Below are 12,101 nucleotides of genomic sequence, written 5' to 3' on the forward strand. Positions count from 1 at the left end.
GTTATTGAACCTCGTTGCCGCCTGTCTCAAGTTCTCCGCCCTCTCCCCCGTTTTGATCTTCCAGACTGTCTGGGCTATTTTCTCCTTCCAGTTCAGATCCTCCGCCATCGTCTTTGCTCCATGATTGAACAAGCTCGCCGAACGTCCCAGATTGGAACGCCCGGTCAAGCTCGTTGTTTTCTTCGATCAGCTTATTGTGGAATTCAACACTCTGCCTGATCAGTTCTTCCAGTGGGTCAGTCATTAGGTTGCCTGAGCGGGTCCACCGGGAGTAGTTTTTGCAGCGACTTCACGAATACCAACGGCTTCGTCCAGGGTCACCATGCGTTTGTTTTCCAGGTAGTCATAATCAACCACCTTCTGAACGGTCACGAAGTTGTTTTGCGCGACTGTCCCGGTCTGCATCAGTTGCGTCAGCATGTGATTGGCAACATTGTCGGATAAATCCACAGCCATCTCCTTCTCACTTTCTCCCTCAATGGGAATTTCAACATCTAAAACATCATCGCCGTCCGGCATTACTCAGCCTCACTTTGTTTAACGGCCTTAAAACGAAGCTTGATAGGATCACCAAGCGGGTACGTTTGCTTTGCGACTGGTTCCCCGTCTGAACCTACAATCCAGACAGGAATCTGTGTCTTATTCAGTTTGTCTATCTCGGCCCTGAGTTTGGATACTTCCCCCTGCAAGGCTGTCAGGTCGGTGTTGTTTTCAACGACAACCGTTTCCGTCTGAACCGGATTAACAACCACCTTGCGAGGCATACTACAGCGAGGAACGAACCCGTAAGCTCGCCTGAAGCATGTTTCGATCACTGGCAGACCTGTGTAAACGCTGGGTTGACCGATACCGGGTGTCATGTCGTTGCCTTTGACGATCCCGATCAGTTGCCCTTCTGAGTTAAATACCGGCCCCCCTGAATCGCCTACGATGGATGTCGCGCTAAAACGCCGAACACCACCAACCTCAATAATATTGCCGTCTCGCACAACTGCCCGGCTTGAACCGCGGGGATAACCAACGGCCCGTGCCCGCTCTCCCACTTTGGGTACAGACTCTGCGATACACGATGGTTTACTGCTGGGAATCACTGAGGTCTCAAGCACCGAAACGTCTTCCATGCTGCCCGCTGGGATGTGTTCCAACACCACTCTGGCCCGGTTCCATTTACCATTGAAGGCGATTGACACCGATAACGTGTTCCTGGTCACATGCGCCGCGGTCAGGTAGATGGCTCGCCCTTCACGGGTCCCGACATAAACGCAGGTTGCCCGCCCATCGATCAGGGTGCAACTGTTTTGGTTGCACGACTTTTCTTTCGTCAGCACCGCCATGACATCGGCCTGCACAACGGAAGTTATCATCAGCACAAATAGAATTGTTATTGCTCGCATTAGTATTCCCTTCAATCAGACAGCGAATCACAAGCCCAAATAAAGCACCTGAACATAATCCGAATGAAGCTGTGTTAGCCAATTCAACTTGTGCAGCCATCTTCCTGTACTTGACCTGCTTATCCTGATCCACAGTTAAATCCACTTGCAATAAGTCGTCCCGGTAGAATTCAAGCCCTCGCTGAGACAGGCTATAAGACCACTGACTCACCATTAGTGATAGAGCGCCTGCGATGATCGAACCGCTACAAAATCCGCTTTTATCTCCAGCACAAAACAGAATGATTATCGAAACACTAATAGCGAAAACACAAAGAATAAACTGGTACCGGTCGCTTTTATCCGCCTCAGAGTATTCACACTCAAGAGCTTTCCTGTGAGCATCCAGATAGACTGCGTACTTCTCTTTTTCGCTTAACTCTGAATCGTCCTCTTTCATAGCTTGATATACCGATCCCAGAACAAAAGCCAATAATGCCAGGGGTTTGTTGGAATCTTCCCCTCAGCCCAATTGAAAGCCGCCACCCCAAATAACCGCACACGACGGTAGTAAACGTTTGCCATGAACTTCCCCAGATCACAGCGTCTCAGATTCCGATACAGTTGCCCGTCTGCCAGTTCCCTGTCCTTCTTACATCCACCCCGCTGGTATGCATAATCGTGCCAGTGGCAGGCAGGCCGGATGTCAACGCCTCCCCACTGGTCTGGTGAGTAGCTGCAACCGTTGGAGATGAAGTAATCAGGCGGCTCTGGACCTTCCATCAGCAGTACAAGCGCTTCTGGCAGATCAGCTGTTTTGATTTCGATCATGGCCTTTCTCCAAATACGCGGTCCTCGATGCGACTGATCCGCCTCTCATGTGAATTCACCATTTCGATCAACAGTTCTTTATTCGCATCCAGTTTTTCATCAATTTCAATAAGTTGATGACTGTGTTCGATCAAAGTTTTTGCAGTCCAGGTGATCGAACCTACTCCACCAGCGACAATCGGTGAAAAGATGCAAGCAATTACCCAAGCGGGAATAAAAATTCCTTTTCGTCTTGACTCTGTCATCATGATCCTTTGAAAACATACCGTTACTGTTGTCAGAACGAATGATTCTCTTGAAGGGCGCGAGCGACACAAGCAGGATCAACATAAAAAAAACACCTGCCGTTGCTCAGAACGGCAGGTGTTTAATATGCACCGAAACTCAATTCGAATTCAATTAATACTCAGGTGTTAATTAATTTGATCGGGCCAGTGGGAATTCACTGATGGAAAGTTGTTTCTCTTTGACTTCCTGTAATCTTCTCCAGCCCCTGGTGACCAGAGATTCTCTTATTTTGACTTCTTCGGGATCAAGTTCCCGTTTATCAAAAGGACCTTCTACAATAATTGCTTCGAACTCATTGTCGATAATGAACTGAGCCAGAACGGGATTGCAGCGAATATGGTGCTCAGGCTGGCCCTGCAATTCCTCTGCATGGACTTCACCTATGATGTAGCGTAGATACAGTCCACTGTTTTCGATGTGTTCTACTTCTTCACCACATATCACACAGAGATAGCCCTGATCACATTTAGCCATAATAATCCCTGGTAGCAATTTACCGGATATAGATCTTTAATCTGTCATTGATGGAAACGGTCTATCAACCAGTTTATTTTAAACTGGGAGCAATGAACTAGTGAGGTGTGATCAGGAAGTTTTCAGGTATTTCTTCAAGTTGGCAATTTCTTCCAGCAGGATTTTTAGAAATTCAGAAGCTGCCTCTTTGTTATCAGCCTCGACAATTTCTCTGACTGACTGTCTGACTTTTTGAGTGGGTGAATAGAGATCAAGAGGTGTTTCACGCTGAGTAGAGCGAAACACATTTAAGGACATGTCATTCAATTCCTGCTTTAATTCACTCTGGTCGAGTGGCTTAAACATGATTTTTGAAAAACCCAACTCTTTCGCCAGTTTGATTCTTTGAAAATTTTTGTCCTCGGGGTTTTTGTCGGGCCTGACAGCTGTCATCAAAATGAATTTGGGTGCCGCAACCGCACCGCTGTCCGAGTATCGTTCCACCTGTTGGGCCTGTTGATATAAATCGACACCATCCATGCCACTCATGATCAGGTCGGTCAGTACGACACTAATTTCATTATCGGTACGCAGTAACTTGATCGCTTCATATCCAGAAGAAGCTGTAATTGCAATGAAGCCTATTTTTTCGACGAGTCGCGCATAATAATGACATGAATATCCAATATCGTCTACGATTAATACTTTCATAGACAAACCCATGGATCTGAAAAACTCTGTACACTTTCATCTCTCAATAGCGCTCGCGTATTGCTCAAGATTCTGCTTTCAACATCTTCTGTTTATTTCTATTTAAACATAAACAGTATTTAAGTTCGGCACTGTAAGGTTTTTAACTGCATGCGATTTAAGGATTTATCCCTCAATATAAAACTGGTCGCTATTCATTTTTGCTTTTTCCGGGTTTATCAATTTGCGTTTTGCACTCACTGTAATCAGTGAAAAGCGCTAACTTCATTAACGTTATATTGATACTAAATCGCACAAATGTGTCTGAAAAATAGCAGACAATTAAGTCCGGTCTTTCAAACTTTTTTTGAATCAGATTGTTTATAAATCAGAAATATACTCAAGTGCCAATGCACGTATGTACCAAAACAATTCTTTGACGAACTGTTCCAGCACAATTTGAAGTCTCTGAAAGACCAGTGCGTCCAGACTCAATGTAGAACTACAGATTGGTCCTGCGGTGAACAAATTCGATTTAAACTTCGCGCTGCGATTGGCCCGCCCAGAAGTCTTGTGCATCTACAATGATGTTGCTTCCAAATTTAAAGTAGGGGATTCGAGTTTCCTTTAAGAGTTCCTTGAAGTTCTTCTCTGTCATTCCAAAAAGTTGAGCCCAGACTTTACTACTGTATTTTCCTGTTTGAGGAAATGCTCCTGGAGACTTGGCAAGGTTAGCAACTAATTCGAATGCAAATCTATCAGACTCAATGTATGTGCTTGATTCCATCATGAGATCAAAACCTACCAGTGATTTATCTCGACTTCTCCCAGCTTCAGCAGCGCGTACCTCTTACGTAAATGATCGATTTCAGAAGAGTAAAAGAGGGTTTCCGGCAAGTCCGGAATGACGCTTGGATTGGGAAGAATGACGCGATAAATATTTAGTGACACCTACAGCGGTCACTCCGCGGCTGCCCCCAGGCAGAAATGGAAATGTGGATTAAACCACTCCCAGACAACGAATAGGATTGTACCAGAGCCCCCTGAACAAAGCAATATACATCTTGTTTTTTTCTTGAGTCCACAGAAATGAATTCTGATCAAAATACGCTTGTTTTATAGCTCTATCCTGCTTTTCGGAATTACAATTCTATCCGTCCTGTAAAATCCGGATGAAACATTGAAGTCCTCTTATATAATCGGCAAGTAATACTGACAACCACGAAATTTCTGAACGGCCCAGGACACGCCATGGACTCACAAAATCGTTTTAAAACGTATTCTAATTTCTCACATTCACGCCGCTCTTTCTTGAGTTCAACGATTGCCGCGACTCTTGGAATTCCCACATTTCACTTAACGGCCTCGGAATCCCAGCATATCCCGAAAGCACAAATCGCAATTACTTTCGACCTGGAAATGAGTCGCCAGTATCCGAAACGCGAAATGATGGAATGGGACTTTCAAAAAGGCAATCTGAACCCGGAAACGAAAACTTATTCTTTGAAGGCGGCTGAAATAGCATCCGGGTTAAATGGTACTATTCATTACTTTTGTGTGGGACGAGTTCTGGAACAGGAAAATGTCCAATGGTTGAAAACTATTTCCAGGCTGGGGCACCCGATTGGCAATCATACTTATGATCATGTCAATATCTGGGCAACCGCGCCTGAGAAAACTCAATTTCGCTTCCAGCGTTCTCCCTGGCTATTGGGAGGGAAGTCAGCTGATCAGGTTATTCGTCAAAATATTCGCCTGACAACAGATGCAATGAAACAGCGTCTGAATATTTCGCCTGATGGATTCCGAACCCCGGGGGGATCCAGTACAGCACTGAATGACCGCGAAGACTTACAAAAAATGCTATTGGCAGAAGGCTTCTCCTGGGTCAGTTCCAAATATCCCAGTCATAAATACAGCCTTCCCAAATCAGAACCGGACACCGAAATCTATCAGTCAATCCTCTCTGCACAGAAAGAAGCTCAACCTTATATCTATCCTTCTGGTCTGGTTGAAATTCCCATGAGCCCTATCAGCGACGTTGGAGCATTTCGCACGAGTCAATGGAAGTTGAAATATTTTCTGAAGTCCGTCGAACTCTGTATTCAACAGGCGATCGAGCAGGGAGGCGTTTTCGATTTCTTATGCCATCCTTCCATCATGTATATCGAAGATCCTCAATTCGAAACAATCAAATTAATATGCAAACTGGTCAATCAGTCAGGAGGCCGGGCTGAACTGGTTGGTTTAGGTGACATCGCAAAACGCATGCCTCGAAAACAGTCTTGATCTCCCTCTTCAAAATTGGCTGGCCAGATGGAATTTCCAACCAGATTCCGCCTTTGAACGTTTCTCTTCATTTCTGTAGTGATATAGAAGTTGAGTGGCGAACCTGTTCCAATCTGCTTAGAATGAAAACCCTTTTGAAGTCTGCTCGCCATTCAAGAAAGTCGCCTCATGTCTGACCAAATCCAACCTGATCCCGATGAAGAACTGGTACCCGATGAGGTCATACCACATCAGAAACTACCACCTCTGAAATATCGGGACCTCCCCCCGGCTATTTCCTGGAGAAAAATGATTGGCCCCAGCATCATGTTGGCAGGGCTCTCACTGGGTTCGGGCGAATTCGTACTCTGGCCTTATATCACGTACAAAACTGGTTTCATCTTCTTCTGGGCCTGCCTGCTGGGTGTGCTCACGCAGTTTTTTATGAATATGGAAATTGAGCGTTGGACCCTGGCAACAGGCGAAAGCGCCATCACCGGTTTCTGTCGGCTGAATAAGCACTGGGCCTGGATCATGTTGTTCTTAAATATCATTCCCTGGGCGTGGCCGGGGTGGGCCACCGGTGCAGGTACGATGCTCAGCTGGACTTTTTTCGGACCTGAGACGATTGCCACTGCTCAAATCGATCCAGTTCCTTCTCCGCTCTCTCTAGACAATCTACCATCTGAAAAGATTGAGTACTCAACGGAAACGGGATTGCTTAAATGGCGCGGCGATATGAGTATGGAAGAACGCGATATACTCAGTAATGTCTTTGTTCAAAATCAGATTCAAAACCACGCACCCGTTTTATTTGAAAAGATCAATCAGAGGCAAGATTTGCAGTACGAAGCAAAATACAGCACCTTCCTCGGAATTGCAGGCCTGTTACTGGTTGGCATTGTCTTAACCACTGGACCTGTTGTTTACAACACCGTAGAAAAAATTCAAATCTTCCTGGTAGGCATGATCTTTGTGATTGCTGTGGTACTGGGGATATATCTGATCGAACCCTATGCCATCTCTTCCATGATGAAAGGTGCTGTCAATTTCGGTCAGATGCCCGATGAATCGAGCGGTCTGAAAACGATGGCCTTGCTTGGTGCGCTGGCCTTTGCAGGAGCCGGCGGCACGATGAATCTTGGACAGAGTAATTTCATCAAAGACAAAGGCTATGGAATGGGCAAGTATATCGGGCGCATTACCAGTCCAATAACAGGCCAGGAAGAAGCAGTCAGTGAGGTTGGCTATCATTTCAAGCATACTGCTGAAAATCAGAAACGCTGGCAACAGTGGTGGCGCGCTGCTAATATTGAGCACTTTTTCAGTTTCTTTCTGACCTGTCTGGCATGCCTGGTTTTACTGTCTTTGATCTCCTATTCTTTGTTCTATCAAGCCGATGGACAATTAAAAGAAGGCGTATCGCAGTTTGGTACTGGTCTCAATTTCATCTGGGGTCAGGCCATTTTGCTGGAAGGCCGTCTCGGGGGTACCTTCAAGCTGATGTTCCTGCTGATGGGAGCGGCCATTCTGCTGACAACCGAACTGGGTGTACTTGATGCGACTGCCCGTATTTCGGCTGATATCCTGAAAGTCAATTATCTCAGAGACAATGCACGCTGGTCACTGAGTAAGTTGTATTATTGCTTTCTCTGGGGTGAGATTCTGTTGGGTTCTGCAATCCTGCTTTACGGTTCTGTCAATCCACATTTCAAACAGCCTCTGTTTCTGATAGAAACTTCAGCCGCCATGAACGGAGGCGTGATGTTTTTATATTCAATGATTCTGCTCTATATGAATTCGAAGATTCTCAGTCGCAGCATCAGTACCAGTCCACTTCGATTTGTTGCGATGGTATGGGCTGCAGCATTTTTTGGATACTTCAGTCTGCAGGCATTTCGAATGCAGATTATCCCCTACATTTCACCGTACTTTAAACTACTCTTTTCTTATTAAATTTGCTCCAGGCTCATCGCATGCAACCATTTTCTCTGCTTTATTATTGTAAACAGCAGACAGCTTCACGACTTATTTATTGCTGTCTGTTACTTATCTGGCTTTTAATCAATCCACAGATAATTTCGTCAACCGATGCTGCAACCTGGTACGTAAACAACAAGACGGGCAGCGACAAAAATAATGGGATTTCAGAAAATACCGCGGTTGCTACAATTTCCAGAGCAATCACATTAGCAGGGAGAAGTGATACCCTCGAACTCGCAAACACAGGAATCCCCTACCGGGAAACCATGCTGTTTCGTAATCTGGGAGGAAGTCCTGATCGCCCTTTTGTAGTCGAAGGAAATGGAGCCGTTTTATCAGGTTTGAAAACCATTGATGTTTCCAAATGGGAAACAGTTAAAGAGGGTCTGTTTGTGTTCCCGCTTGATAAAACCCCCTATGGAAATCCATTTCTGGTTTCTCGTGGTAAACGTATTCCCCAAGCGAAAAGTCTGGATCTGCTTCAGACGGGTGAGCACTACTGGGACCGCAGTGGAAATAAAATCTATTTTCTCTGTGATATCGGAAAGAGACCCGCTGAATACCAACTGGAAGCGACCTTACGCATCAGCGGCCTCACACTTACCAGTTCCAGTTATATTGTTTGTCGCAATCTGTCAGCTGAATTTTTCTCCAATGATGGATTCAATATCCACGGTGATTGCCGCGGTGTTCGTCTTGAAAACGTTATCGCCCGGCATAACGGCGATGACGGTATTTCGATTCACGAGTCTGGGGGATTGATCGTTCAAAATGCACACGTCCATGATAATTTTTTCGGCATTCAGGATGTGAATGCTTCCCGATCGGTATATAACGGTGTTTTAGCAGAGCGAAATCAGATTGGAGTCAGTCTGGTGGGAGGCTATCATTCGCTGGTTGATTGTCAGATCAAAGACAGCATCCAGAAAGAAGTTGATATCGCCGGAGCAAACCCGGGACACTTAATTGGTGCGGAATATAATCCGCTTTGTAAGACAATCCTGTTTGCTCAAAATGTATCTCTCTTTGGCTATGGAAATCAGACCGGGCTGAGTATTCGTAACGGCGCAACCGCTATCATAGAACGTTCGGTCATTTCCGACTCGCAGACTGGCTTGATGGTTGATAGTAACAGCTTCTGTCACATGTCGCAGACGGCAATTATTGACTGCGATACAATCCTGAAGTCGAACTCGCCGAACTCCTTTTTTGATTTCAATTATTATACACCAGGTCAGATCAACTGGCAGAACACTCTCTTTCATACCGGACAGTTTGCAGATTACGTAACGGCTTCAAAGGATGATTCGAATTCTCACACGGGGCCTTTGAAAGTGAGGCCAGATGGTATCGTTGAGTTGCCACCAGGTTCCGAAGGCACGAAAGCGAAACTGAAAGTCGGTCCATCGGATCCCATCACATCGACTTTTACAGTCGTCAATCCATAAAAAGCTTCACTCTCCATTTTTGTTTTGAGTCCTTTCCAGAAGCTGATCATTTCGAACATTCTGCTGCGCCAGTACTTAACTTCGCCAAAATGAGCCGGCATCTGCTATTTTGTAATGAGTTGAGCTTACAATACTGATCCTATCGAAAAGGGATTGCCTCAATTTCGGTGATTTTACATAATACAGGCGGTCTGGCGAGGACTGTCAACTACCAGTCCCGTCACTGTTTACGCGAAAAAAATCTGCAACGGACCCAGATCCGTTTTTGTAAGTCGTCTGCAAGTTCCTCTGATCGAAAGAAATAGACATGTCCATATTCAATGATAATTCAGAAACAATCGGCCGCACCCCGCTGGTTAAAATCAATCACCTGACTGAGGGACTTAAGGCGACGGTACTGGCAAAGGTTGAAGGACGAAATCCGGCCTACAGTGTGAAATGCCGCATTGGCGCCAACATGATCTGGGAGGCGGAAAAAAGTGGACAGTTGAAACCAGGTATGCAGGTCGTTGAGCCAACCAGTGGCAACACAGGAATTGCACTTGCCTTTGTTTGTGCAGCAAGAGGATATCAGTTAACGCTCACCATGCCAGACTCCATGTCTGTGGAGCGTCGTCTGATGCTGAAAGGCTTTGGTGCGAATCTGGTCCTCACTCCTGGAGCAGATGGAATGAAAGGAGCCATTCAGAAAGCAGAAGAACTGGCAGCGAGCCCTGAGTTTTTTATGCCTCAGCAATTTGAAAATCCAGCCAATCCGGCAATTCACTTCAAGACAACCGGTCCCGAAATTCTGACAGATACCGAAGGTAAGATTGATTACTTCGTTGCAGGAGTTGGCACTGGAGGAACGATTACAGGCGTCTCCCGCTTTCTAAAGCAGGACCAGGGGTTGAAAGTGACATCTGTAGCTGTGGAACCTACCAGCAGCCCTGTCCTCTCAGGTGGTGAGCCGGGAAAACACAAAATCCAGGGTATCGGAGCTGGTTTTATTCCCGGTAACTGTGATACATCACTGATTGATGAAGTCATTCAGGTCACAGATGACGAAGCGTTCGAAATGGCGAGTAAAATTGCCCGACGTGAAGGAATCACATGTGGTATCAGTTGTGGTGCCGCAATGCACGCAGCTCTTGAGATCGCCAGGCGTCCGGAAGCGGAAGGTAAAACTATTGTTGTCATTTTACCAGACTCTGGTGAACGCTATCTGTCCACATCACTGTTTGATGATGCACGCTGAACATTTTTGCTGCTGCAAATCATTAAATGGGAACCCCTTCCGGGCAGGATGTCAGTACAGACATGCTGTACAAAGATCATTACATCCAGTTCTGCTGCCGGAACGGTAGCCACCAGCGGTCAGCGGCTGTATCCTTCTTTAAAACAGAAATTACATGGAACCCACAGTCGGGATCAGTGTCCTTCGGGACAATACGTCAGTCGGCAATTGTAACGGGATCCTTTCAGATATTCACACAGATTTGGATAGTTAACTATGCGTTTTGAAACCAAGTGCGTACATACCGGAGTCGATAAGGACAGCACATTTAACAGCTGTACTACGCCCATTTACACCTCATCGACCTTCTACTGGGACAGCCTGGAAAGTCACAAGGGGTTTGATTACACCCGTAGTGGCAATCCGACCCGCAGTGCCATGGAAGAAAATATTGCTGCTTTGGAAGGGGGGGTCTCCTGCCGTGCCACAGCGACCGGGATGGCTGCTATTACCCTGGTGATGCATCTGTTTAAGCCCGGAGACCATATTATTGCCGGCGATGATATTTATGGCGGCACCTATCGATTGTTTGCGGATGTCTTCACGAAATGGGGTATCACATTTTCGTTTGTAAAAATGAGTGACGCGGAAAATGTTCGGGCAGCCATCACACCTGAAACCAAAGCCATCTGGATTGAGACCCCCAGTAACCCTCTATTAAACCTGGTTGATATCAAAGCTGTCACTCAGGTTGCTGCCAATTCAGAACCAGATATTCTGACTATCGCTGACAACACTTTCTGTTCTCCTTATCTGCAGCGCCCCATCGAATTCGGTGTCGATCTCGTTTTGCATTCGACAACCAAATATTTAAACGGGCATTCCGATGTTGTTGGAGGCTGTGTAGTTTCCAGCACTGAGGACCTGGCAGAACGCGTTGCTTATGTTTCCAATGCCCTGGGTCTGGGTTGTGCTCCCTTTGATGCCTGGCTGGTACTGCGGGGAATTAAAACCCTGGCACCACGCATGGAAGCACATCAGCGTGGTGCAATGGCGTTAGCACGGATGCTGGAGTCTCATCCGAAAGTAGAGCGTGTTTATTATCCGGGACTGGAATCTCATCCGCATCATGAACTGGCAAAACGACAACAGGATGGGTTCGGTGGAATGCTGAGTTTCGACGTACGGGATGGCCGTCCCGTTGCTGAAAAAGTCATGCTCAATTCCAAGTTGTTTCTGCTGGCAGAATCACTGGGTGGTGTGGAATCATTAATTGAATACCCCGAAAGCATGAGTCATGCTTCGATGACGCTGGAAGCACGTCGTGCTGCCGGCATCACAGAAAAAACAGTACGGGTTTCTGTCGGGATAGAAAGCCCTGAAGATCTCGTCGCAGATCTGAAGCAGGCTTTAGACAGTTGATCTGAGAGTCATTTGTTACTTCCTGACTGCAGAAAACCAGTGGTATGATCTCAGAATTCGTCCCGCTGTTGCAGGGAGTCAGTGAATTCTCATAGAAGTCAGCACTGAGCGCGTGCAATATGCGTTTCC

At 46.2% G+C, this 12,101-nt stretch carries 12 protein-coding genes; 5 read left to right on the forward strand and 7 right to left on the reverse strand.

The window, feature by feature from the left end:
• Position 1 precedes the first annotated feature (1 nt).
• The 7 genes from GmarT_RS28535 to GmarT_RS28565 form a co-directional block, all read right to left on the reverse strand.
• On the reverse strand, positions 2-244 hold the full coding sequence (locus tag GmarT_RS28535; RefSeq protein ID WP_002645106.1) for a hypothetical protein: 243 nt from the start codon (positions 242-244) through the stop codon (positions 2-4).
• The gene (locus GmarT_RS28540) at positions 244-519 is read right to left on the reverse strand and encodes a hypothetical protein (protein WP_002645105.1); all 276 of its coding nucleotides are present in this window, start codon (positions 517-519) and stop codon (positions 244-246) included. Before GmarT_RS28540 ends, GmarT_RS28535 begins: the two co-directional genes overlap by 1 nt.
• Complete coding sequence (locus GmarT_RS28545) at positions 519-1,394, reverse strand: S1 family peptidase (protein WP_081459414.1); 876 nt, start codon at positions 1,392-1,394, stop codon at positions 519-521. The genes GmarT_RS28540 and GmarT_RS28545 overlap by 1 nt, the downstream gene beginning before the upstream one ends.
• A 435-nt stretch (positions 1,395-1,829) precedes the next feature.
• Positions 1,830-2,204, reverse strand: a complete 375-nt coding sequence (locus tag GmarT_RS28550; RefSeq protein WP_002645102.1) for a phospholipase A2 family protein — start codon at positions 2,202-2,204, stop codon at positions 1,830-1,832.
• A gap of 417 nt (positions 2,205-2,621) precedes the next feature.
• The gene (locus tag GmarT_RS28555) at positions 2,622-2,966 is read right to left on the reverse strand and encodes a hypothetical protein (protein ID WP_002645100.1); all 345 of its coding nucleotides are present in this window, start codon (positions 2,964-2,966) and stop codon (positions 2,622-2,624) included.
• A 111-nt stretch (positions 2,967-3,077) separates the two neighbouring features.
• Positions 3,078-3,656 (reverse strand): response regulator, encoded by a 579-nt coding sequence (locus GmarT_RS28560; RefSeq protein ID WP_002645099.1) that lies wholly within the window; start codon positions 3,654-3,656, stop codon positions 3,078-3,080.
• A 514-nt stretch (positions 3,657-4,170) separates the two neighbouring features.
• The gene (locus GmarT_RS28565) at positions 4,171-4,425 is read right to left on the reverse strand and encodes a hypothetical protein (protein ID WP_002645098.1); all 255 of its coding nucleotides are present in this window, start codon (positions 4,423-4,425) and stop codon (positions 4,171-4,173) included.
• 461 nt (positions 4,426-4,886) lie between these two features.
• Here GmarT_RS28565 and GmarT_RS28570 point away from each other — a divergent pair, with 461 nt between their 5' ends.
• The 5 genes from GmarT_RS28570 (at position 4,887) to GmarT_RS28590 (ending at position 11,972) form a co-directional block, all read left to right on the forward strand.
• Positions 4,887-5,924, forward strand: a complete 1,038-nt coding sequence (locus GmarT_RS28570; RefSeq protein WP_002645097.1) for a polysaccharide deacetylase family protein — start codon at positions 4,887-4,889, stop codon at positions 5,922-5,924.
• A 168-nt stretch (positions 5,925-6,092) separates the two neighbouring features.
• Entirely contained in the window at positions 6,093-7,859 is a 1,767-nt protein-coding gene (locus GmarT_RS28575; protein ID WP_002645096.1) for an Nramp family divalent metal transporter, read from the forward strand.
• A gap of 20 nt (positions 7,860-7,879) precedes the next feature.
• A complete protein-coding gene (locus tag GmarT_RS28580) occupies positions 7,880-9,334 on the forward strand; it encodes a right-handed parallel beta-helix repeat-containing protein (RefSeq protein WP_044236845.1) in 1,455 nt (484 codons plus the stop codon).
• A 307-nt stretch (positions 9,335-9,641) separates the two neighbouring features.
• The gene (gene cysK, locus GmarT_RS28585; protein ID WP_002645095.1) at positions 9,642-10,571 is read left to right on the forward strand and encodes a cysteine synthase A; all 930 of its coding nucleotides are present in this window, start codon (positions 9,642-9,644) and stop codon (positions 10,569-10,571) included.
• 255 nt (positions 10,572-10,826) lie between these two features.
• Complete coding sequence (locus tag GmarT_RS28590; protein ID WP_002645094.1) at positions 10,827-11,972, forward strand: trans-sulfuration enzyme family protein; 1,146 nt, start codon at positions 10,827-10,829, stop codon at positions 11,970-11,972.
• Positions 11,973-12,101 lie beyond the last annotated feature (129 nt).

Source organism: Gimesia maris (genome assembly GCF_008298035.1).
Taxonomy (GTDB): Bacteria; Planctomycetota; Planctomycetia; order Planctomycetales; family Planctomycetaceae; genus Gimesia; species Gimesia maris.